The sequence below is a fragment of the Microbacterium sp. NPDC012755 genome (assembly GCF_042901325.1).
Lineage (GTDB): Bacteria > Actinomycetota > Actinomycetes > Actinomycetales > Microbacteriaceae > Microbacterium > Microbacterium natoriense.
The window spans coordinates 3,541,273-3,563,898 of the sequence record NZ_JBIBCT010000001.1; the positions used below are offsets into that span (position 1 = coordinate 3,541,273).

Below are 22,626 nucleotides of genomic sequence, written 5' to 3' on the forward strand. Positions count from 1 at the left end.
GTACGAGGAGCACCATGGCACACGACGACGACTCGCAGGCTCTTGACAGGGCCTACCAGCCCTCTCCGGGGCTGGGCGTCGCAGTCAGCGACCCCGTGGAGAACCCGGGGCTGCCGCCGCACCGCGAGCGGATGACCGACAAGGACCCGCGCGCCGAGAAGGCTGCAGTGCGCACGGTCTACACCCTGTTCTACCTCTCCCTCGCGGGCAGCATCTGGGCGGTCGCCGCCTACATGCTGTTCCCGATCGAGAGCGGCGCGCTGATCGACATCCGCCAGAACAACCTCTTCATCGGTCTGGGCATCGCTCTCGCGCTGCTCGCCCTCGGCCTCGGAGCGATCCACTGGTCGAAGGCCCTGATGAGCGACAAGGAGCACATCGAGTACCGCCACCCCACCCGGGGCAAGGACTCGACGCGCGAGGCCGCCGTCAAGGCGTTCGCCGACGCCAACGAGGAGTCCGGCTTCGGACGCCGCACGATGATCCGCAACTCGCTGTTCGCAGCGATCGTCGCGTCGATCATCCCCGGTGTCACGCTGTTCCGCGGTCTCGCACCGCACTCGACACCCGACGACCCCGAGGCCGGCGATCCCGTGGCACTGCTCAAGCAGACCATGTGGGACAAGGGAATGCGTCTCGTGCGCGATCCCGACGGCACTCCGATCCGCGCGGCGGACGTCACCCTCGGCTCGGCGTTCCACGTCATCCCGGAGGACCTGGCCGAGCTCAGCCACCACGACGGCTACCTCGAGGAGAAGGCCAAGGCCATCGTCCTGATGATGCGCCTCCGCCCGGAGCAGCTGATCGAGGCCGATGACCGCAAGGACTGGTCCTACGACGGCATCGTCGCGTACTCGAAGGTGTGCACCCACGTCGGCTGCCCCGTCGCCCTCTACGAGCAGCAGACGCACCACCTGCTCTGCCCCTGCCACCAGTCGCAGTTCGATGTGACGGATCACGCCAAGGTCATCTTCGGCCCGGCCGCACGTCCGCTGCCTCAGCTGCCCATCACCGTCGACGACGAGGGCTACCTCGTCGCACGCAGTGACTTCCACGAACCCGTCGGCCCGAGCTTCTGGGAGCGCCATTGAGCACCGCAACGCTGTCCAAGGACGAGAAGGACACCAAGGCGCCCCTCGGCGGCCGCTTCGTCGGTGCCGCGTCGAACTACATCGACGAGCGCACCAGCCTCTCCGGCTTCGTCAAGGAGCTCGGACGTAAGATCTTCCCCGACCACTGGTCGTTCATGCTCGGCGAGATCGCACTGTGGAGCTTCGTCGCGGTGTTCCTCTCCGGAACGTTCCTGACGTTCTTCTTCGAGGCCTCCATGGTGCCCACGCACTACACGGGCGCCTACGCGCCGATGCGCGGCATCGAGATGTCGGCGGCCCTCGAGTCGTCGCTGCACATCTCCTTCGACCTGCGCGGTGGCCTCCTGGTCCGCCAGATCCACCACTGGGCGGCCCTCGTGTTCGTGGCGGGCATCGGCGTGCACATGCTCCGCGTGTTCTTCACCGGCGCGTTCCGCAAGCCTCGCGAGCTCAACTGGGTGATCGGCTTCGTGCTGTTCGTCCTCGCGATGGCCGAGGGCTTCACCGGCTACTCGCTTCCCGACGACCTGCTCTCGGGCAACGGCCTCCGCATCATCGACGGCATGATCAAGGGCTTCCCGCTCGTGGGCACCTGGATCTCCTTCCTGCTCTTCGGCGGGGAGTTCCCGGGGACCGCGATCGTCGGCCGCCTGTACACGCTGCACATCCTGCTGCTGCCGCTCCTAGTGATCGGTCTGATCGTCGTGCACCTGATGCTGATGATCGTCAACAAGCACACCCAGTTCGCCGGTCCCGGCCGCACGAACGAGAACGTCGTCGGCTACCCGATGATGCCGGTGTACATGTCGAAGATGGGCGGCTACCTGTTCATCGTGTTCGGCACCATCGTGCTGATCGCGACGTTCTTCCAGATCAACCCGATCTGGAACTACGGCCCGTACGACCCGTCCCCCGTGTCGGCCGGAACCCAGCCCGACTGGTACATCGGCTTCGCGGATGGTGCGCTGCGTCTGGCGCCGTCGAACCTCGACGTCGTGTTCCTCGACCGCACCTGGTCGTTCGGCATCCTGCTTCCGGTGATCGTCCTCGGACTGTTCATCGTGCTCGTGGCGATCTACCCGTTCATCGAGGCCTGGGTCACGGGCGACAAGCGCGAGCACCACATCGCTCAGCGCCCCCGCAACGCGGCGACCCGCACGGGTATCGGCGTGGCCGGTGTCATCTTCTACGCGGTCCTGTGGGCTGCGGCGTCCTCCGACCTGATCGCGACCCACTTCATGCTCACCATGGAGGGTGTCATCCACACCCTGCAGGCGCTGCTCTTCGTGGGCCCGGTGCTCGGCTACTTCGTCGCCAAGCGCATCGCGATCGCCCTGCAGAAGAAGGATCGTGAGATCGTCCTGCACGGCTACGAGTCCGGACGCATCGTCCGCCTCCCCGGCGGCGAGTTCATCGAGGTGCACCAGCCGGTCGACACGTACGACCGGTGGAAGCTCATCGACATCGACGGCTACGAGCCCCTCGTCGTGCGACCGAACGACAAGGGCCGCATCCCGTGGACGCAGAACCTGCGCTCCGCCATGTCGCGTTGGTTCTTCGAGGACCGTCTGGCTCCGCTCACGCAGGCTCAGATCGACGAGGCGGATGCTCACCAGCACCACGTCACGGCTCACACCGATGAGACCGAGGCCGCCGAGATCCAGGGCGCTCATGAGCGTGCCGGATTCCCGGACGCCCCGCTCGCCCCGGCCGACGAGACCCACATCGACGAGACGCCGAACACGCCGAGCACGGTGATCGCCACCGAACCGGTGAAGAAGCCTCGCAAGAAGTCGGAGGACGGCGAGTAAGCTCGCTCCTCCCCCGGCCCCGGTCGCGCTGATCCGTTCAGCACGACCGGGGCCTTCTTCGTTCCCGCCGCCCCGGCCTGACAGGATGGATCGATGACCTCTGTAGTCCAGCTGCTCCGCGCCCCCGCTCTCGCCGATGCTCCGTATGCCTACGCCGCCACCGCACCCGCGGATGCGCGGCTCCTCTTCCTCGCCGGCTCCTGCCCCCTGGACGCCGACGGAGGCACTGTCTCCCCCGGCGACCTTGCCGCACAGGCCGCACGTTGTGTGACGAACCTCAGGGAGGCACTGACGGCCGCAGGCGCTGAGCTCACGGACGTGATCAGCACGCGCGTGCTCGTGGCCTCCACGTCTCGCTCCGACCTCGTCGCCGCCTGGGACGTCGTGCACGCCGCTTTCGGCGACCACGATGTCCCCAGCACCCTGCTGGGCGTCACCGTGCTGGGATACCCGGATCAGCTCGTCGAGATCGAGGCGGTCGCCGCGGTGAAGGACGGGCAGCCGTGAGCGTCCTCATCCGCCTCGCCGAGTCCCGAGACTACGGTGCGACCGAACGCATCGAGGCGGATGCCGACGCGCTCCTGATCGACCGCTTCGCCGCTCAGGACTGGCCGGGCGCCACGAGTGCGGCGGAGCGCGAGGCGGCTCCCGGCTTCGTCCTGGTCGCCGAGAACCAGGACACGGCCGAGGTGGTCGGATTCGTGCAGGTGCTGGAGATCGACGACCATGCCCACCTCGAGCAGCTCTCGGTTCTCCCGTCCTACTCGCGTCGGGGTCTGGGACGTCGTCTGGTCCAGGCGGCACTCGACGAATCGACGAAGCGCGGATACGAGGAGGTCACCCTTCGCACGTACGCGGACGTCCCCTGGAACGCACCGTTCTACGCCTCCTGCGGCTTCATCGAGACGGATCCTGACACGCACTTCCTGCGTTCTCTCGTCGACGTGGAGCGTGCTCTGGGACTCTTCGACCATGGTCCGCGGGTGCAGATGACGGCTCGCCTCGGCGACTGGCAGCATTCCTCGCTCGCGCGTCCGTAAAGTCGGCGACGTCTCGCTGGACCCCGCTCTAGGCTGAGGGCATGATCGAACGTGCCGACTACTACGCCGCCAAGCTCGCCTATGAGACCGATGCCAGCGATGTCCACGCTGCGCGCATGGCCGGCGAGACGATCTACGTGATCGACGTCCGTTCCGATGAGGCATGGGCTCAGGGTCGCGTCGCCGGAGCCGTCCATATGCACTACAGCGAGATCGCCACCCGCGCGCCTGCCGAGATCCCCGCGGGGGCGCCCGTGGTCGTGTACTGCTGGAGCCCCGGCTGCAACGCCGGCGCCAAGGGGGCTCTCGAGTTCTCTAAGCTCGGGTACGAGGTCCGCGAGATGATCGGCGGATTCGAGTACTGGGTGCGAGAGGGCTACCCCGTCGAAGACGCAGACGGAGTCCATCGGCGTCCCGTCGACCCGCTCACGGGAATCGCGCGCGTACGCACCCGAGCCTGACGCGCGAGGGACACGCCCCGCACATGATGAAGGCCCCCGGAGAATGCTCCGGGGGCCTTCATCATGTGGATCAGCGGGCGAAGTTGCCGCGGTAGTACTCGTAGACCCATCCGACGATCGCGACCACGAAGATCGCGAGACCGATCGGAAGCAGGAAGTGCCCGACGGCGAGGCCGACGACGAACACGGCGGCGGAAGCCGCGAGAACCAGCGGCCACCAGGACCACGGGCTGAACTCGCCGAGCTCGGGATCACCGTCGTCGATGTCGGCCGTCAGGATGTCTTCGGGCAGCTCGCCCTGCTGTGCGTGGTGCGTGCGGTCGAGGTAGAACGCGACCATCGCGCCCATGAACGCCGCGAAGAACAGGGCGACCGTGCCGACCCACTCGATGCGCTCGGCGAAGTTGTCCGACGGCGTGGCCAGGATGTGCCAGCCCGTGTAGATCACACCGATGAGGGCGAAGAACGCGGTGAGGACCCACCAGAGGATGACGTTGTCGCGCATGGCTCAGTGCACCTCTCGCTCGCCGGCCGCGACCGGGAAGTCGGCCGCCTCCGGGTGGTTCAGGTCGAACGCGGGACGCTCGCTGCGGATGCGCGGGATCGACGTGAAGTTGTGGCGCGGCGGCGGGCAGGAGGTCGCCCACTCGAGCGATCCGCCGTAGCCCCACGGGTCGTTGACCGTGACCTTAGGCGCCTTGCGTGCCGTGATCCAGACGTTCAGGAAGAACGGCAGCATCGAAGCGCCGAGGATGATCGCACCGATCGTCGAGACCTGGTTCTGCCACGTCCAGTTGTCGTACGACGAGTAGTCGGCGTAACGACGCGGCATGCCGTCGACGCCCAGCCAGTGCTGGATGAGGAACGTCATGTGGAAGCCGATGAACAGCATCCAGAAGTGGATGTAGCCGAGGCGCTCGTTGAGCATACGGCCGGTCCACTTCGGCCACCAGAAGTAGAAGCCGGCGAACATCGCGAAGACGACGGTGCCGAAGACGACGTAGTGGAAGTGAGCGACCACGAAGTACGAGTCGGAGAGGGCGAAGTCCAGCGGCGGAGCCGCGAGGATGACACCGGTCAGACCACCGAAGACGAACGAGACGAGGAAGCCGAGGGCGAAGACCATCGGGGTCTCGAAGGTCACCGAGCCGCGCCACAGCGTGCCGATCCAGTTGAAGATCTTCACACCGGTCGGGACTGCGATGAGCATGGTCATGACGGCGAAGAACGGCAGGAGCACGGAACCGGTGACGTACATGTGGTGCGCCCACACCGCCACGGACAGTGCCGCGATCGCGATGGTCGCGTAGACGAGGGTCTTGTATCCGAAGATCGGCTTGCGGCTGAACACCGGGAAGATCTCGGAGACGATGCCGAAGAACGGCAGCGCGATGATGTACACCTCAGGGTGCCCGAAGAACCAGAACAGGTGCTGCCAGAGCAGGACGCCGCCGTTGGCCGGGTCGTAGATGTGCGCGCCGAGGACGCGGTCCGCTCCTGCGGCGAAGATCGCCGCGGCGAGCACGGGGAACGCCATCAGGATCAGGAGGCTCGTGATGAGCGTGTTCCACGAGAAGATCGGCATGCGCCACATGGTCATACCGGGGGCGCGCATCGTGATGATCGTCGTGATGAAGTTCACCGCACCGAGGATCGTGCCGAAACCGGAGATGCCGAGTCCCAGCATCCAGAGGTTTCCACCCGCACCCGGAGAGAAGGAGGCGCTCGCGAGCGGCTGATAGGCGAACCAGCCGAACGAGGCCGCACCCTGCGGGGTGAGGAAGCCGGCGACGGCGATCGTCGAGCCGAACAGGAAGAGCCAGAAGGCGAAGGCGTTCAGACGCGGGAACGCGACGTCAGGGGCGCCGATCTGCAGCGGCAGGATCGCGTTCGCGAAGCCTGCGAAGAGCGGCGTCGCGAACATCAGCAGCATGATCGTGCCGTGCATCGTGAACAGCTGGTTGTACTGCTCCTTCGTCGGGATGATCTGCATGCCCGGCGCGAACAGCTCGGCGCGGATGACGAGAGCCATCACGCCGCCGAGGAGGAAGAACAGCACGGAGGCGATGAGGTACATGTACCCGATCGTCTTGTGGTCGGTGGAGGTGATCCACTTGACGACGATGTTGCCCTTCTGCTCGACGCGCGAGGAGCTCATCAGAGCAGCCTGACGCGCGGGAACAGCAGTCGGACGGGAGCGAGGAGCCTCGTCGGTGCGGGGTGCTTCAGTGGTCGACATGGCTTACTCCTCTCCTTCCTCGGTGCCGGTCGCGCCGGTCTTTCCGGGATAGTTCGACAGGCGATCGTAGGCTTCGGTGATGTCGCCCGTGTTGCCCTCTTCCTTGAGGGACTCGAGGTAGGCCTCGTAGTCCGCCTGGGAGACGACCTTGACGTTGAAGACCATCATCGAGTGGTACTCGCCGCAGAGCTCTGCGCACTTGCCGTCGTACTCGCCGATGCGGGTCGGGATGAAGGACCAGGAGTTGTCCCTCCCGATGAACATGTCCTTCTTGTAGAGGAAGTCGATGATCCAGAAGGAGTGGATGACGTCGCGCGACTGGAGGTTGATCGTGACCTTCTGGTCGACCGGGAGCACCAGGGTCGGCAGCGTCGAGCGGTCGATGTTGCCCTCGGCGTCGGGCTGGGCCTGGATGCCCATGGTCCAGACGGCGTCGGAGTTGTCCTCCTTCTCGCCGTCGTACTGGAAGTCCCACGCCCACTGCTTGGCGATCGCCGTGATCTCGACGTCGGGGTTCTCCCACTTCGTCTCGATCTCGGTCTGGTCACGAGCGGTGAAGAAGAACATGCCCAGGACGAGGATGAGCGGCACGATCGTGTAGAAGATCTCGATCGGCATGTTGTAGCGCATCTGCACCGGCAGACCCGTCTGGCCCTTGCGGCGACGGTAGGCGATCGCGGCCCAGGCCATCAGGCCCCAGGTGATCACGCCGACGGCGAGCAGGACGATCCAGGAGTTGACCCAGAGAGACGACACGCGCTCGGTCTGGTTGGTGGCCGCAGGCTCACCCTCCACGAAGCCCGGCAGGTAGCCGTTCAGCTCGGTGGTGGTACATCCCGCCAGGATCACGGCTGCCACGACTCCCATGGGGAGTGCGGCCCAACGAAGGCGGCGTTTCGAGGGCACGATGCACCTTTCAGATTGCGGACAGGGCACACCCAAGTCTAGGGCAACCTCACACCTGATTCATGCCAACCACGCAGGTTGACCGAGGCCCATCGGGTCAGTGGAAGCTGTCGCCGCAGGCGCAGCTGCCCGCCGCGTTGGGGTTGTCGATCGTGAAGCCCTGCTCCGAGATCGTGTCCTTGAAGTCGATCGACGCGCCGTCCAGGTAGGGCACGCTCATGTTGTCGATGATGACCTCGACGCCGTCGAAGTCGACGGTCTCGTCGCCCTCGAGATAGCGCTCGTCGAAGTAGAGCTGGTAGATCAGGCCCGAGCATCCGCCCGGCTGGACGGCGACGCGCAGACGCAGGTCGTCGCGGCCCTCCTGCTCGAGAAGGTTCTTCACCTTGGTCGCCGCGGCGTCGGTGAGGCTCACGCCGTGTGCGCGGGTGGTGTCTGCTGCTGTCAGGGTGGTGTCGCTCATGTCGCTCCTTGTGACGGGCGCCGCTCGCACGGCAGGTGCTTCGATTTTACCCTCCGGCGTGTCCGGAGGGGCGGTTCAGAGGGTGATCTCGTTCATCCGCGACAGCATCAGCGCTTCGGTGGCGACCGCGTGGCGGAACGTGTCGAGGTGCAGGGACTCGTTGGGGCTGTGCGCGCGGGAGTGCGGGTCCTCGACCCCGGTGACCAGGATCTGCGCGGCGGGGAACTCCCGGACGAGATCGGCGATGAACGGGATCGAGCCTCCGACGCCGAGGTCGACGGGCGGAACACCGTAGCCGTCGCGCATCGCGTCGCGGGTGAGCGAGACGGCCCAGCCGCTGGTGTCGACGAGGAATCCGTTGCCGAGATCGACGTCGGAGAAGGTCAGCTCTGCGCCGTACGGGGCGTGCGCCCGGAGGTGCTCCTCGAGCGCGCGGTAGGCCTCCTCGCCCGTCTGCCCGGGAGCCACGCGGGCGCTGATCACGACGGTGACCTCGGGGAGAAGGGTGTTGGATGCCGCGGCGACACTCGTCGCATCGATGCCGATCACCGTGACGGACGGCTTGTTCCAGATCCGGCTGAGTATGGTGCCTTCGCCGATCGGCGAGGTGCCGGGCAGGAGTCCTGCCTCATCGCGCAGCGTCGCCTCGGTGTACTCGGGCGTGTCGGCATCCCTGGAGGTCATCCCGGCGACGGCGACGGAGCCGTCCTCGTTCCAGAGCGTCGCGAGCAGGCGGACGGTCGCCATCGTCGCGTCGGGCACCGCTCCCCCGAACATCCCGGAGTGCGATGCGTGGTCGAGCGTGCGGACGCGCATCGTGAAGCGGGCGTTGCCCCGGAGCGAGACCGTCAGTCCAGGGGTGACCGAGTCCCAGTTGCCCGAGTCCGCGACGACGATCGCGTCGGCCCGCAGAGCCTCCTTGTTGTCGGAGAGGAACTGCGCGAAGGAGCGGGAGCCGTACTCCTCCTCCCCCTCGATGAACATCGCGATGCCGAGCTCGAGGTCGTCTCCGAGCACCTCGGCGACCGCGCGGATCGATGCGATGTGCGCCATGATCCCGGCCTTGTCGTCCGCGGCGCCGCGACCGTAGAGCCGTCCGTCGCGGACGGTCGGCTCGAAAGGCGGGGTCTCCCACAGCGCGTCGTCCCCCGGAGGCTGCACGTCGTGGTGGGCGTAGAGCAGAATCGTCGGCTTGCCGCCGCGCGCCGCGCGCGTCGCGAGGACCGCGGGCTGCCCGTGCTCGTCCGTTCCCGGGATCGCCGCTCGAAGCACCCGCACCTCGTCGAAGACTCCGGTCGCCGTCGCCAGCGCCGCGACGGCGTCCGCGCTGCGCTCGAGCTGGGACTGGTCGAACGCCGGCCACGCCATCCCGGGGATGCGCACCAGGTGCCCGAGATCGCTGAGAGCCGCCGGGATGCCGGTGGCCACCGCGTCGAGGATCGTCGAGTCGTTATCACGGGGAGGAACGGGAGAGGTCATGCGAGTAATCTTAAGGTGATCCACCGCAAGCGAACCGAGGAACCTCGTGCCCAACAACCCCGCCTCCCCTTCGACGAACGACGACGCCCCCGAGACGCCTGCCGTCGGCAAGGGACGCGCGACGCCGACCCGCGCGGAGCAGGAGGCGGCTCGACGCCGTCCCCTCGTCGCGAACACCAAGGAAGCCAGGGCCGCTGCCCGTGCCGACCTCAACGAGCGCCGCAACCGCGCTCAGGCCGGGCTGGCCGCCGGCGAGGAGAAGTACCTCCCCGCTCGCGACAAGGGCCCTCAGCGCCGCTGGGTGCGCGACTACGTGGACGCCGGCTGGCACCCCGCCGAGTTCGTGATGGGCATCATGGTGCTGGTCATCGTCGCCTCGCTCATCCCCGTCACCGCCATCGCCTACTGGGCGTACCTCGTCATGATGGGGTACATCGTGCTCGCGATCGGCGGGATGGTCCTGCTCGGCATCCGCGTGAAGAGCAAGGCCGCGGCGAAGTTCGGCAAGGACCGCCTCGAGCGCGGTCTCGGCTGGTACGCCGCGATGCGATCGCTGCAGATGCGCTTCATGCGCCTGCCGAAGCCGCAGGTCAAGCGCGGCGACTACCCCGCCTGACTCGCCGGCTCAGCGGGCTCGACGCCGAAGTGCGATGAGCCCGCGGTTGATCTCGCGACCCCAGAAGGGCCCTCGGTAGAGGAACGCCGTGTAACCCTGAACCAGAGTCGCCCCGGCATCCAGACGCTCCTGCACGTCAGAGGGGGTCTCCACTCCCCCGACCGCGATCACGCAGAAGTCCTCGGGAACGGCATCGCGCACGAGCCGCAGCACCTGCAGCGACCGCTCCTTCAGCGGTGCTCCGGAGAGCCCACCCGCGCCGGCCGCCTCGACCACGGCGGCATCCGTCAGCAGTCCTTCACGGGAGATCGTCGTGTTGTGCGCGATGATCCCCGCGAGACCCTCGTCCACCGCGAGCTGCGCGATCGCCGTGATCTCGTCGTCGGGGAGGTCGGGGGCGATCTTCACCAGGAGAGGTGTGCTGCCTGATGCCGCTTTCACCGCGCGGAGCAGCGGCGCGAGGGTCTCGACCGCCTGAAGTCCGCGCAGGCCGGGGGTGTTCGGCGACGAGACGTTCACCGCGAGGTAGTCGGCGAGGGGGGCGAGACGCGTAGCCGATGCGACATAGTCGGCGGTGGCGTTCTCCACCTCGACGACGCGGCTCTTGCCGATGTTCACGCCGATCACCGTGTCGGGCGCGCCGCGACGCAGCGTCGCGAGTCGGCGAGCGGCGGCGTCCGCTCCCTCGTTGTTGAATCCCATGCGGTTGATGACCGCGCGGTCGGCGATCAGACGGAACAGCCGCGGCTTCGGGTTGCCGTCCTGTGGGATCGCCGTGAGGGTTCCGACTTCGACATGTCCGAAGCCGAGCGCTGCCAGGCCGCGCACTCCCACCGCGTTCTTGTCGAAGCCTGCGGCGATCCCGAACGGCGAAGGGAAGGTCAGCCCCAGCGCCTCGACCGAGAGCGACGGATCGGGCCGGGTGACCGCACGAGTCGCCCAGGAGAAGGGCGGTACGCCGAGCACGCGGATCACCGCCATGCCTGCGTGGTGGGCGAACTCGGGATCGAAGCGCGAGAGGACAGCGCGGAAGAGCAGCGGATACATCACTGCCAGATTACCGCGCGGCGCCGTGCCTACTCGGCGTGATCGGCCCGGAGGTCGCTGATCGCGCTCTCGAAGTCCTCGAGAGAGTCGAATGCCTGGTAGACGCTCGCGAAGCGCAGATAGGCGACTTCGTCCAGATCGCGGAGCGGACCGAGGATCGCCAGTCCGATCTCGTTCGCGTCGAGCTGGGACACCCCCGTCTGACGCACGGCCTCCTCGACGCGCTGCGCGAGGATCGCCAGGTCGGCTTCGGTCACGGGACGCCCCTGACACGCCTTGCGGACGCCGAGGATCACCTTGTCGCGGCTGAACGGCTCCATCACCCCCGAACGCTTGATCACGTTCAGGCTCGCCGTCTCGGTGGTCGTGAAGCGGCCGCCGCACTCGGGGCACTGACGACGACGACGGATGGAGAGTCCGTCATCGCTCGTGCGGGAGTCGATCACGCGCGAGTCTGGGTGACGGCAGAAGGGGCAATGCACCTGAAGATCCTACGCCGTGAACCTGGCCTCGATCGCCTCACCGTGCGCGGGGAGCACTTCGGTGTTCGCGAGCGCGACGACACCCTCCCGCACCGCGCGGAGCGCATCGCGATCGTAGGAGATCACCTGCTGCGGCCGAAGGAAGGTGTACGACCCGAGTCCAGGGGCGTAGCGCGCCTGCCCACCGGTCGGCAGGACGTGGTTGCTCCCGGCCATGTAGTCACCGAGGCTCACGGGGGTCTGGTCGCCGACGAAGACGGCGCCGGCGCTGGTGAAGGCGGATGCCGCGTCCTCCGCATCCTGCAGGTGCAGCTCCAGGTGCTCCGGCGCATAGGCGTTGCTGAATGCGGTCGCCATGGCGCGGTCGTCGACGAGAACGATCGCCGACTGAGGGCCGTCCAGGGCCGCGGACACGCGCGCCGAGTGGCGCGTCCTGGCCGCGTGCTCCGCGACCTCCACCGCGACGCGCTCCGCGAGCTCGGGAGAGTCGGTGACGAACACGGCGGAGGCCTGCTCGTCGTGCTCCGCCTGGCTGACCAGATCGGCGGCGATCAGACGCGGATCTGCGGGCGCATCCGCCACGACGAGGATCTCGGTCGCTCCGGCCTCGGAGTCGGTACCCACCACTCCCGCGACGGCGCGCTTGGCCGATGCGACGTAGTTGTTGCCGGGACCCGAGACCACGTCCACGGGATCCAGGCCGATCCCCTGCACGCCGTGCGCGAAGGCGCCGATGGCGCCGGCACCGCCCATCGCGTACACCTCGGTCACGCCGAGGAGACCGGCGGCGGCGAGGATCGTGGGGTGGATGCGGCCGCCCTGATCCTCCTGCGGAGGAGAGGCGAGTGCGATCTGCTCGACGCCGGCGACCTGCGCCGGGACCACGTTCATGATCACGCTGGACGGATAGACGGCCTTGCCGCCGGGGATGTAGACGCCGACGCGCTGCACCGGCTGCCAGCGCTGCGTGATGCACGCACCGGGGCCGATCTCGGTGATCTGCGTCTGCGGCACCTGTGCGGCCGAAGCGATCCGCACGCGACGGATCGCCTCCTCCAGCGCGGCGCGGACGTCTGCCGAGAGCACCTCGAGCGCCTCGGCGATGTGCGCGGCGGGGACGCGGATGTCGTGTCCGCTCACGCGGTCGAAGCGATCAGCCTGCTCGCGCAGCGCCTCCTCACCACGGTCGCGGACGTCGTCGACGATGCGTGCCGCCGTGTCCAGTGCCTCTGCCCGCGCCTGCGTGGCGCGAGGGACGGCGGCGAGCATGTCAGCCGGCGAGAGCTCGCGCCCCCGCAGATCGATCGTGCGCAATGTCAGCCCTTCGTGATGTCGGAGATGTCGTGCAGATAGCCGATGCGGCCGTCGTCATGTCGCACGACGAATGCGCCGCCGCGGTCTTCGATCACCAGCGCCCACGCGGTCGGGCCGATCGTGAAGATCGCGTCGCCGCGCTCGTCGTGCACATCGCGCTCGCTCGGGGCGAGGACCCAGAACGGCTGCTGCGGCTCGACGGCGGCCTCCCGAGAACTGTCGCCCGAGGACTCGCGGGGGTTCGTCGCCTCGACGTCCACGTCGGATGCCTCGGCATCCGCGTCACGCCCCGACCGTCGCGACGGCACCGGCTCGACGGCGATCGGCTCGACCGCGTCGGTGTCGGGGGTCACGAGCGCGACGATGCTGTCGGTGTCCGAGACGATCTCCTCGCCTCGCGACCGACGGGAGTAGACCGGGGTGTACTCCTCGTCTGCGGTCGCCTGCTCCGTGCCGGTTCCCCCGCCCGAGGCGTGGGCCGCCAGCGGCACCTGTGCGGCCAGGTCGACACGGGCGATCTCGTCGGTCGCGTGCTGGCCGGAGAGCTCGACGTCGAGCTCGGCAGCGGGCGAGTAGGCGACGGTGACGGATTCCGACGGCGCGGGCTCGGCCTCAGCAGCCGCAGCGGGCTCCACGCCTGCCTCGGCGTCATCGACCGGAGCCGGCTCGGGGGGGACGACCGGTTCCGGTCGGGGGCGCGGGATGACGGGCCGGACGGGGTTGGCGTTGCGGTGCGCGAGCGTGACCAGCCGACCGTGGAAGTCGTCCTTCAGGCCGGGGATGATCGGCGCGAAGACGGTCAGCGCGACGAGTGCGAGGGAGAGGATGAGCTGCGCCCACGGCACCCAGACGACGGCGTCGAGTCCGGTCGCGATCACGGTCGCGAGGTACTCCCACAGCATCTGCACCCACCACACCGCGGCGACGGAGAAGGCCACGGAGGCGAACTGGTCGATCCCGAGGGATCCGACCCGGCGGATGCCATCGGGCGAGAAGCGTCGGAGGACGATGAGGAACACCGCGGCCGTGGGGACGCCGATGGGGAGGATCCAGGCCACCCCCTGCGCCCACAGCGCCGGCGACCATCCCAGAGGGAAGAACGACAGCACGAACGTCACCAGCCACACGCCCACGATGAGCAGCTCGCGCAGGGTGAATCCGAGGATGCCGTACTCCGGCGTCACGTCGTCGTCGTACAGCACGCCGTCGTCGACGAATCCGCTGTCGGTGTCGAGGGTGTCGGATTCGGGAGTCTCCGGCAGATCGGTCATGGTGTTCCTTTCGTCACGGCGCGCGGCGAGGGGACCCGCGAGCCTAACGCGTCCCGATATTACCCGCTCACCCTAGACAGGAAGGTCCGAGCAGAGATTTGAGGTCACCGAAGAGGTCAGCCGACACCTTGACCGGCATCGGGACGTCGAACACCTTGGCGGTCCCCCCGCGGTGGACGCGGAGCACGACCTCCGTCTCACCGTTGTGCCTGCGCAGCACCTCGGCGAGCTCGTTCATGACCCGCTCGGTCGCACGCTGTTCCGCGAGCACCAGGGCGAGTGGTCCGGCGGCGTCGAAGGAGCCGATGTCCGGGGCGAACGCCGACTGCGCATGGAGGTTCAGACCGTCGTCGCGTCGCGACACGCGCCCCCGAACCGCGAGGATCGAGTCCTGCTGCAGGATGTGCTGGAACTCGGTGTAGGTCTTTCCCATGAACATCACGGTGACCTCGCCGTTGAAGTCCTCGACCGTGATCATGCCGTACGGATTGCCGCTGGCCTTGGCGACGCGGTGCTGGACGCTGGTGACCAGTCCTGCGACCGTGACCTGATCTCCGTCCTGCATGTCCTCGGAGTTGTTGAGGTCGTGGATCGAGATCGAGGCATGCTTGGCGAGCGGCACCTCGAGTCCGGCGAGGGGATGGTCGGAGACGTACAGACCGAGCATCTCGCGCTCGAACGCGAGCTTGTCCTTCTTGATCCACTCCGGACGATCGGGGACCTTCGCCGGCGGCGCCTCCTCCATCTCGTCGTAGAGGCTGTCGAAGTCGAATCCGATGGCGCCCTGTGCCTCGTTGCGTTTGCGGTCCACCGCGGCCTCGACGGCGTCTTCGTGGATCTCCATGAGCGCTCGTCGGGAGTCGCCCATCGAGTCGAAGGCTCCTGCCTTGATCAGGGACTCGACCGTGCGCTTGTTCGCGACGTGCAGGGGCACCTTGTCGAGGAAGTGGTGGAACGACGTGAACCGCTCGTCCTTGCGCGACTGGACAATGCCGTCGACGACGTTGCTGCCGACGTTGCGGACGGCGCCGAGCCCGAAGCGGATGTCGTCGCCGACGGCGGCGAAGAAGTTGATCGACTCCGAGACGTCGGGCGGGAGGACCTTGATGCCCATGCGACGGCACTCGTTGAGGTAGAGGGCCATCTTGTCCTTGGAGTCGCCGACGCTCGTGAGGAGCGCCGCCATGTACTCGGCGGGATAGTGCGCCTTGAGGTAGGCGGTCCAGTACGACACGACACCGTAGGCGGCCGAGTGCGCTTTGTTGAAGGCGTAGTCGGAGAACGGGAGCAGGATCTCCCACAGCGCGTTGACCGCGGCATCCGAATAGCCGTTGGCGTGCATGCCCGCTTGGAAGCCCTCGAACTGCTTGTCTAGCTCGGACTTCTTCTTCTTGCCCATCGCGCGGCGGAGGATGTCTGCCTGACCGAGAGAGAAGCCCGCCACGCGCTGTGCGATGGCCATGACCTGCTCCTGGTAGATGATCAGACCATAGGACTCCTCCAGGATGTCTGCGAGAGACTCCGTGAACTCCGGGTGGATCGGCGTGATCGGCTGCTGGCCGTTCTTGCGCAGCGCGTAGTTCGTGTGCGAGTTCGCGCCCATGGGTCCCGGTCGATACAGCGCGATGAGTGCCGAGATGTCTTCGAAGCTGTCGGGCTTCATGAGGCGCATCAGCGCGCGCATGGGCCCGCCGTCGAGCTGGAACACGCCCAGCGAGTCGCCCCTGGCCAGCAGGTCGTATGCGCCCTGATCGTCGAGGGCGAGGTGCTCGAGGTCGAGCTCCTCCCCACGGTTCATCCGGATGTTGTCGAGCGCATCCGAGATGATCGTGAGGTTGCGCAGACCGAGGAAGTCCATCTTGATGAGGCCGAGGGTCTCGCACGACGGGTAGTCGAACTGCGTGACGATCTGGCCGTCCTGCTCGCGGCGCATGATCGGGATGATGTCGAGCAGCGGCTCGGACGACATGATCACACCGGCCGCGTGCACGCCCCACTGGCGCTTCAGGCCTTCGAGACCGAGGGCGCGGTCGAAGACCGTCTTCGCCTCGGGGTCGGTCTCGATGAGCGCGCGGAACTCGCTGGCCTCCTTGTAACGGGGGTGAGCCGAGTCGAACATGCCGTCGAGCGGCATGTCCTTGCCCATGACGGGCGGCGGCATCGCCTTCGTCAGCCGCTCCCCCATGCTGAACGGGAACCCGAGGACGCGTCCGGCATCCTTGAGCGCCTGCTTGGACTTGATCGTCCCGTATGTCACGATCTGCGCGACGCGCTCAGACCCGTACTTCGCCGTGACGTAGTCGATGACCTCGCCACGACGACGGTCGTCGAAGTCGACGTCGAAGTCGGGCATCGAGACGCGATCGGGGTTGAGGAAGCGCTCGAAGATGAGGCCGTGCTCGAGAGGGTCGAGGTCGGTGATCCTCATCGCGTAGGCGACCATCGATCCGGCACCGGAGCCACGCCCGGGTCCGACGCGGATGCCGTTGTCCTTCGCCCAGTTGATGAAGTCCGCGACGACGAGGAAGTAGCCGGGGAAACCCATCTGCAGGATGATGTCGGTTTCGTACTCGGCCTGCTTGCGCACCTTGTCGGGGATGCCGCCCGGGTAGCGGTACTGGAGGCCGTTCTCGACCTCCTTGATGAGCCAGCTGTCTTCCGTCTCGCCGTCGGGCACGGGGAAGCGCGGCATGAAGTTGGCCGAGGTGTTGAACTCGACCTCGCAGCGCTCGGCGATCAGCAGCGTGTTGTCGCAGGCCTCCGGGTGATCCCGGAACAACTGGCGCATCTCGGCGGCGGTCTTGATGTAGTAGCCGTCGCCGTCGAACTTGAAGCGGTTCGGGTCGTCGAGAGTGGAGCCGGACTGCACGCAGAGCAGGGCCGCATGCGCGTCTGCCTCGTGCTGGTGCGTGTAGTGAGAGTCGTTCGTGGCGACGAGAGGGATGCCGAGGTCTTTCGAGAGCCGCAGCAGGTCGGTCATGACCCTGCGCTCGATCGAGAGGCCGTGATCCATGATCTCGGCGAAGTAGTTCTCCTTGCCGAAGATGTCCTGGAATTCGGCCGCCGCAGCGCGAGCCGCGTCGTACTGCCCCAGGCGAAGGCGCGTCTGCACCTCGCCGGACGGGCATCCGGTCGTCGCGATGAGCCCCTTGCCGTAGGTCTGCAGCAGCTCGCGGTCCATGCGGGGCTTGAAGTAGTAGCCCTCCATGCTCGAGCGCGAGCTCAGCCGGAACAGGTTGTGCATGCCCTGGGTGCTCTGGCTCCACAGCGTCATGTGGGTGTAAGCGCCGGAGCCGGAGACGTCGTCGCTCTTCTGGTCGGGGGACCCCCACTGCACACGGGACTTGTCGCTGCGGTGCGTGCCGGGGGTCACGTAGGCTTCGAGGCCGATGATCGGCTTGACGCCCGCGGCCTGCGCCGCGCGGTAGAACTCGAACGCCGCGAAGGTGTTGCCGTGGTCGGTCACGGCGATGGCCGGCATGCCGTAGTCGGCGGCCGCCTGGGTCATCGCACCGATCTTCGCAGCGCCGTCCAGCATCGAGTATTCGCTGTGGACATGCAGGTGCACGAAGGAGTCGGATGCCATGCTTCGAGTCTACGGCGGAGCCCCGACACCGGAGGCCGGGGCGGGGGCTCCGATGGAGGTATGCGGCGCCGGGGGCGCATCGTCCGCGAGGCAGGGCCCGCCTGGTTCACCGACCGATCGTCGGATGATCGCTCCCCTGTGCGTCCTGGGAGATCGCGGGATCGGCTTCACGAATCGCTCATCTCAGGTCGAGTCTCATCAGCACCCGAGGGAAGCCGTCGAGCACCGAGCCGGTCTCGGCGGCCTTCGTGAAACCCGCCTGTTCGAAGAGGCTCCTCGTGCCGACGTAGGCCATCGTCAGGTTCACCTTCTCGCCGCCGTTGTCGACCGGATACCCCTCGACGGCAGGGGCGCCTCTCTCGCGTGCGTAGGCGATCGCGCCTTGGATCAGGGCGTACGAGACACCCTGCTTGCGGAATCCTGGTCGCACACGGAAGCACCACAGCGACCACACGTCGAGATCATCGACGTGCGGGATGAGCCGGTTGGTCGCGAAGCTCGTGTCCCGCCGCGGGTGGAGCGCGGCCCACCCCACCGGCTCCCCGTCGAGATAGGCGATGACCCCGGGCGGCGGATCCTGGTGGCACAGCTCGCGCACCCGTTCTGCGCGCTCTGGGCCGCGAAGGGAGACGTTCTCCTTGTTTCCGATCCGGTAGCTCAGGCAGAAGCACACGTTGGACGTCGGCTTCTTGGGGCCGACGAGCAGCGCCACATCGTCGAACTCGGTAGCCGGACGCACCTCGATGCTCATGCGCCCAGTCTCGCGCACGCCTCCGACATGCCTGCTATCTCGCCGCGACGATGCGCTGGTCGGTGTTCGAGTAGGTGATCCGATCGGCGATGCTGCCCACGAGGCCCATGCTGACGTTCAGCAGCCCCGGTTCGACGTCGGTGAGCGGCGGCGGCGTGTCGGTGCCGAGCGTCAGCGGGGCGCCGCCCATCGACGAAGCGGTCACCGACCCGATGTAGACGGTGACGTCGCCCTGCAGGGACATGGTGTCGGCCGTCGTGACCAGGCCCGGCCCGTCCGGTGGCCGCACGGTGAGGGAGAAGCCCTCGATCGTGATGGAGTCGGCGGTGATCTTCACCGCGCGAACGCTGCCTCCGCCGACCGTCGGCACGCTGACGATCGATATCCCCTTCAACCCCGTGAACGAGAGGGAGCTCGACCCCATCGACGCGGGCGTGCCCGTGAACACCGGCGCGCCCTCGTCGATCGGCGCAGGCACGGGCTCGGACGGCTCCGGTGTCGCTGACGGATCGACGGGCGCCGCCGGGTCGACGGGGGTCGTCGGAACCGCGGGCGCCTCCGGGGCGGCAGGGGGCGCCGGATCCGTCGGGGACGGCGCCGAGGGTGTCGGGCTCGGTGAGGGCGACGGGCAGTAGATCAGGGGGATGCAGAAGCCGGCGTCGCGGTACTGCGGCGCCGCCGCGGCGCCGAGGATCGACGGCATCACGACCAGGGACGCCACCAGCAGAGCGGCGAGGCTCGGGCGGCGGGAGGTCACGACGTCGTCACCTCGTCCGCTCCGTCCGGCACCGCCGCGGGTGTCGCCTTCGGTCCCATCCAGGCCACGACGAGGATCCCGCCGACCGTGGAGAGCAGCATGCCGATCAGGAATCCGCCGAGGTTCACCCCGATCAGCGAATAGATCGCGACGGCGAGGGCGATGACGCCGTAGAAGATGTGATGCGTCGGCATCGCGATGGCGAGGATGCCGAGCAGCAGCAGGAGCACAGGGATGATCGTGGCCTGCATGCCCTCGATGCCCATCTGCACGTGCAGGTGCCCGATGTCCAGCTGCCCGGAGAAGAACATCTCCACGCCGCCGAGCGCGACGAGCACCCCGCCGATGAAGGGGCGCCGCCTGCGCCAGGATCGGAATCCCCCGGGCTCGGCAGGAACCATTGCGGCTTCCTCATCGATCACGGCATCCGCTCCGTTCAGAAGCATCCCTGCGAACCGTCCGTGAGCTCGAGCGTCATGCCGGTCAGCGTGAACACGGACGCCTGGGTGCTCCATGCCGTCTGCTGCAGGTTCTTGATCGAGACCGTGTCGGAGTCCTGGGCGAAGTCGCCGGCGCTGCCCTTGGCCTCGGTGTTGACCGTGGAGGCGTCGACGCCGATCCTGATCTTGCCGAAGGAGGCATCGCCCTTGAGTCCGGTCATTCCGATCTGCAGATCGCTCGCGGTCGCCGGGTTGCCGCCGCCACCCGCTTTGATGAGCACTCCGACCGTGCCGAGGGGCGTCTCCGTGATGACGGACTGGCAGAGATCGCTCAGCGTCGCGCTCTTGATGTTCGCGATCGCGACCGTGTGCTCGACGCCCTCGGAGTCGGTGGCCACTCCCGCGTACTGCGAGAAGCCGGTGCCCTCGAGCTGGCTGGCGCCGATCTGGAACTGGCTGCCCGAGACGGCGAACGACACGGGAACGGCGCCCTGCGCCACTCCCCCGAGCAGGGATGCCGCGACGATGCCGACGGGGACGGCGACGAGCGTGATCCGGCCGGCGTGAGATGCCGTGACTTTCGACAGCGCCTGAGAGAGCTTCGGGAACTTCATCGATCCTCCTCCTTCGCACGGACGACGGCGTCCACGCGATATCTCGATACTAAGCATAATTGACCAGGAGTCAATACCATTCTGGCTAGGCTTCTCGCATGTCCTCCGAGCAGCGATCTCGCCTCAGCCCCGATCAGCGCCGCGCGCAGCTCATCGCCATCGGAGTGGGCTTTCTCGCCGAGCACCCGCTGGAGGAGCTGACTATCGAGGAGCTCGCCGCCCGCGCGGGAGTGTCCAAGGCACTGATCTTCCACTACTTCGACAGCAGGCAGGGCGTGGAACGCGCGATCGTGACCACTGCGCGCGACAGCCTCCTCCTGGCCAGCGAGCCCCGCCCTGACCTGCCGCCGCGCGAGCGCATCCACGACACGCTCCTGCGCATCGCCGGATTCGTCCGCGAGCACAGCGGGACCTTCTCCTCGCTCGTCCGGGGCGTGGCCAGCGGCGACTCCGCCGTGCGCGCGATCGTCGACGAGTCGCGCGAGCTGAACGCCCTGCGCCTCCTCGAGGCCTTCACCGAGCTCGACATACCCGACTCCGCAGCTCTCAGGGTGGCGCTGCGCGCGTGGGTGTCGTTCACCGAGGAGACCCTGCTCGAGCTCATCGTCGATCGCCGCGCCGATGACGACGCGGTCGTCGAGTTCCTGGAGCAGACATTGGACGGCGTCGTGGACGCCGCAGGGAGAGCCCGCTTCTAGACGCCGGCTTCGCCGCGCAGCACAGCGAGCGCGTGCCGGAAGTCCTCCGGGTACGGCGACTCGAACTGCACCCACTCCCCCGTCGCGGGATGGGTGAACCCCAGCTGGTGGGCGTGCAGCCACTGACGGGTGAGTCCCAGCCGCGCGGAGAGAGTCGGATCGGCGCCGTAGAGCGGGTCGCCCACGCACGGATGCCGCAGAGCGGCCATGTGCACGCGGATCTGGTGCGTGCGCCCCGTCTCGAGATGGATCTCGAGCAGAGAGGCGCCGGGGAACGCCTCGAGGGTCTCGTAGTGGGTCACCGACGGCTTGCCGTCCGGCGTGACGGCGAACTTCCACGAATGGTTCGGATGCCGTCCGATCGGGGCGTCGATCGTCCCGACCAGCGGGTCGGGGTGCCCCTGCACGACCGCGTGGTAGATCTTCTCGACCGTGCGCTCCTTGAAGGCCCGCTTCAGGGCGGTGTACGCGGATTCCGTCTTCGCGACGACCATGAGGCCGCTGGTGCCGACGTCGAGCCGATGGACGACGCCCTGACGCTCGGGGGCGCCCGTCGTCGCCACGCGGAAGCCGGCCGCGGCCAGTGCGCCGACGACGGTCGGTCCCTCCCAGCCCAGAGAAGGGTGCGCCGCGACGCCGGTGGGCTTGTCGACGACGACGATGTCATCGTCGTCGTACACGATGCCGAGTTCAGGAACGGCGATCGGCACGATCCGCGGCTCCTCCTTCGGCTGCCACTCGACGTCCAGCCAGCCGCCGCCACGAAGGCGGTCGGACTTGTCGAGAAGCGCGCCGTCGAGCCGCACACCGCCCGCGGCCGCGACGTCGGCGGCGAAGGTGCGGGAGAACCCCAGCATCTTCGCGAGAGCCGCATCGACGCGTACGCCGTCGAGCCCGTCCGGGACCGGGAGGGACCGCGATTCCACGGTCAGCGACTCTCGGAGGGCGCGTCGTCGCTGGTCTCGCCGTCGACGCGATCCTGGCCCGCCGCACGACTCTCGGCGATCGCGACCGCCTCGGCCTCCTCGTCGGTCTCGACGACGACGTGATCCCGCTCACGCGTGCCGTCGAAGCGCAGTCCGAACACGACCAGCAGGGCGACGGAGATCATGCCGGTGACGATGAAGATGTCCGCGACGTTGAAGATCGCCGGGAGCATCCACGGCATGGAGATCATGTCGACGACGTGCCCGACGCCGAAGCCGGGCTCGCGGAACAGGCGATCGGTGAGGTTTCCGAGCACGCCGCCGAGCAGCGCGCCGAGCACGACGGCCCACAGGCGCGAACGCAGGCCGAAGGCCTTCCAGACGATCACGCCGGCGACCACGGTGAGCGCGATCGTGAAGATCCATGTGACCTCGGAGCCGAGCGAGAACGCGGCGCCGGAGTTGCGGATGTAGAAGAGCTGCAGGAAGTCACCCAGGACCGGAACGGCCTCCTCTTTGGGGAGGTTCTCGATGGTGAGGTGCTTCACAAACTGATCGGCGGCCAGCACGACCGCTGCGAGAATCGCAACGATCGCACCGGCCGCCGACCGACGAAGGGGACGGCGTCCTGACA

The 22,626-nt window shown here is 67.6% G+C and carries 23 protein-coding genes; 7 read left to right on the plus strand and 16 right to left on the minus strand.

Going from position 1 to position 22,626, the window contains the following annotated elements; genetic code table 11:
* Positions 1–14: 14 nt before the first annotated feature.
* The 5 genes from ACFY5A_RS16600 to ACFY5A_RS16620 all read left to right on the plus strand — a co-directional run bounded on the left by ACFY5A_RS16600 (position 15) and on the right by ACFY5A_RS16620 (position 4,403).
* Positions 15–1,091, plus strand: a complete 1,077-nt coding sequence (locus tag ACFY5A_RS16600; protein ID WP_105674384.1) for a ubiquinol-cytochrome c reductase iron-sulfur subunit — start codon at positions 15–17, stop codon at positions 1,089–1,091.
* Complete coding sequence (locus ACFY5A_RS16605) at positions 1,088–2,902, plus strand: cytochrome bc complex cytochrome b subunit (RefSeq protein ID WP_341941902.1); 1,815 nt, start codon at positions 1,088–1,090, stop codon at positions 2,900–2,902. Before ACFY5A_RS16600 ends, ACFY5A_RS16605 begins: the two co-directional genes overlap by 4 nt.
* A 93-nt stretch (positions 2,903–2,995) precedes the next feature.
* A complete protein-coding gene (locus tag ACFY5A_RS16610; protein ID WP_341941901.1) occupies positions 2,996–3,409 on the plus strand; it encodes a RidA family protein in 414 nt (137 codons plus the stop codon).
* Positions 3,406–3,942, plus strand: a complete 537-nt coding sequence (locus tag ACFY5A_RS16615) for a GNAT family N-acetyltransferase (RefSeq protein ID WP_387235681.1) — start codon at positions 3,406–3,408, stop codon at positions 3,940–3,942. Before ACFY5A_RS16610 ends, ACFY5A_RS16615 begins: the two co-directional genes overlap by 4 nt.
* Before the next feature lie 41 nt (positions 3,943–3,983).
* On the plus strand, positions 3,984–4,403 hold the full coding sequence (locus ACFY5A_RS16620) for a rhodanese-like domain-containing protein (RefSeq protein WP_387235684.1): 420 nt from the start codon (positions 3,984–3,986) through the stop codon (positions 4,401–4,403).
* Between the two features lie 70 nt (positions 4,404–4,473).
* Here ACFY5A_RS16620 and ACFY5A_RS16625 read toward each other — a convergent pair whose 3' ends face one another.
* The 5 genes from ACFY5A_RS16625 to ACFY5A_RS16645 form a co-directional block, all read right to left on the minus strand.
* Complete coding sequence (locus tag ACFY5A_RS16625; protein ID WP_105676426.1) at positions 4,474–4,908, minus strand: cytochrome c oxidase subunit 4; 435 nt, start codon at positions 4,906–4,908, stop codon at positions 4,474–4,476.
* A 3-nt stretch (positions 4,909–4,911) separates the two neighbouring features.
* A complete protein-coding gene (ctaD, locus tag ACFY5A_RS16630; RefSeq protein ID WP_181155957.1) occupies positions 4,912–6,642 on the minus strand; it encodes a cytochrome c oxidase subunit I in 1,731 nt (576 codons plus the stop codon).
* Positions 6,643–6,645: 3 nt separating this feature from the next.
* Positions 6,646–7,548, minus strand: coding sequence for a cytochrome c oxidase subunit II (coxB, locus tag ACFY5A_RS16635; RefSeq protein ID WP_341941898.1), 903 nt, complete (start codon positions 7,546–7,548; stop codon positions 6,646–6,648).
* A gap of 97 nt (positions 7,549–7,645) precedes the next feature.
* On the minus strand, positions 7,646–8,011 hold the full coding sequence (gene erpA, locus ACFY5A_RS16640; RefSeq protein WP_105676429.1) for an iron-sulfur cluster insertion protein ErpA: 366 nt from the start codon (positions 8,009–8,011) through the stop codon (positions 7,646–7,648).
* 75 nt (positions 8,012–8,086) lie between these two features.
* On the minus strand, positions 8,087–9,490 hold the full coding sequence (locus tag ACFY5A_RS16645) for a dipeptidase (RefSeq protein WP_387235688.1): 1,404 nt from the start codon (positions 9,488–9,490) through the stop codon (positions 8,087–8,089).
* A gap of 46 nt (positions 9,491–9,536) precedes the next feature.
* Here ACFY5A_RS16645 and ACFY5A_RS16650 point away from each other — a divergent pair, with 46 nt between their 5' ends.
* Positions 9,537–10,106 (plus strand): DUF3043 domain-containing protein, encoded by a 570-nt coding sequence (locus ACFY5A_RS16650; protein WP_105676433.1) that lies wholly within the window; start codon positions 9,537–9,539, stop codon positions 10,104–10,106.
* 9 nt (positions 10,107–10,115) lie between these two features.
* Here ACFY5A_RS16650 and ACFY5A_RS16655 read toward each other — a convergent pair whose 3' ends face one another.
* The 9 genes from ACFY5A_RS16655 to ACFY5A_RS16695 all read right to left on the minus strand — a co-directional run bounded on the left by ACFY5A_RS16655 (position 10,116) and on the right by ACFY5A_RS16695 (position 20,368).
* A complete protein-coding gene (locus ACFY5A_RS16655; protein WP_387235691.1) occupies positions 10,116–11,153 on the minus strand; it encodes a quinone-dependent dihydroorotate dehydrogenase in 1,038 nt (345 codons plus the stop codon).
* A 29-nt stretch (positions 11,154–11,182) separates the two neighbouring features.
* Entirely contained in the window at positions 11,183–11,635 is a 453-nt protein-coding gene (gene nrdR / locus ACFY5A_RS16660) for a transcriptional regulator NrdR (RefSeq protein ID WP_105676437.1), read from the minus strand.
* A gap of 9 nt (positions 11,636–11,644) precedes the next feature.
* The gene (gene hisD, locus ACFY5A_RS16665; protein WP_387235694.1) at positions 11,645–12,949 is read right to left on the minus strand and encodes a histidinol dehydrogenase; all 1,305 of its coding nucleotides are present in this window, start codon (positions 12,947–12,949) and stop codon (positions 11,645–11,647) included.
* A 2-nt stretch (positions 12,950–12,951) separates the two neighbouring features.
* Complete coding sequence (locus ACFY5A_RS16670; RefSeq protein ID WP_387235697.1) at positions 12,952–14,220, minus strand: hypothetical protein; 1,269 nt, start codon at positions 14,218–14,220, stop codon at positions 12,952–12,954.
* A 67-nt stretch (positions 14,221–14,287) separates the two neighbouring features.
* Positions 14,288–17,806 carry a DNA polymerase III subunit alpha gene (dnaE, locus tag ACFY5A_RS16675; protein WP_341941893.1) on the minus strand — a complete coding sequence of 1,173 codons (3,519 nt, stop codon included), beginning with the start codon at positions 17,804–17,806 and terminating at the stop codon, positions 14,288–14,290.
* 178 nt (positions 17,807–17,984) lie between these two features.
* Entirely contained in the window at positions 17,985–18,557 is a 573-nt protein-coding gene (locus ACFY5A_RS16680) for a GNAT family N-acetyltransferase (RefSeq protein WP_341941892.1), read from the minus strand.
* A gap of 34 nt (positions 18,558–18,591) precedes the next feature.
* Positions 18,592–19,314, minus strand: coding sequence for a hypothetical protein (locus ACFY5A_RS16685; protein WP_387235701.1), 723 nt, complete (start codon positions 19,312–19,314; stop codon positions 18,592–18,594).
* On the minus strand, positions 19,311–19,760 hold the full coding sequence (locus ACFY5A_RS16690) for a DUF6114 domain-containing protein (RefSeq protein ID WP_387235704.1): 450 nt from the start codon (positions 19,758–19,760) through the stop codon (positions 19,311–19,313). Before ACFY5A_RS16690 ends, ACFY5A_RS16685 begins: the two co-directional genes overlap by 4 nt.
* Complete coding sequence (locus tag ACFY5A_RS16695; protein WP_387235707.1) at positions 19,751–20,368, minus strand: DUF6230 family protein; 618 nt, start codon at positions 20,366–20,368, stop codon at positions 19,751–19,753. Before ACFY5A_RS16695 ends, ACFY5A_RS16690 begins: the two co-directional genes overlap by 10 nt.
* Before the next feature lie 98 nt (positions 20,369–20,466).
* Between ACFY5A_RS16695 and ACFY5A_RS16700 the strand changes: the two genes are divergently transcribed.
* Positions 20,467–21,066 (plus strand): TetR/AcrR family transcriptional regulator, encoded by a 600-nt coding sequence (locus ACFY5A_RS16700; RefSeq protein WP_341941889.1) that lies wholly within the window; start codon positions 20,467–20,469, stop codon positions 21,064–21,066.
* Here the strand turns inward: ACFY5A_RS16700 and ACFY5A_RS16705 are convergent.
* Entirely contained in the window at positions 21,063–21,992 is a 930-nt protein-coding gene (locus tag ACFY5A_RS16705) for an RluA family pseudouridine synthase (RefSeq protein ID WP_341941888.1), read from the minus strand. The genes ACFY5A_RS16700 and ACFY5A_RS16705 overlap by 4 nt on opposite strands.
* Positions 21,993–21,994: 2 nt before the next feature.
* Positions 21,995–22,540 carry a signal peptidase II gene (locus ACFY5A_RS16710; protein ID WP_387235711.1) on the minus strand — a complete coding sequence of 182 codons (546 nt, stop codon included), beginning with the start codon at positions 22,538–22,540 and terminating at the stop codon, positions 21,995–21,997.
* Positions 22,541–22,626: the final 86 nt, after the last annotated feature.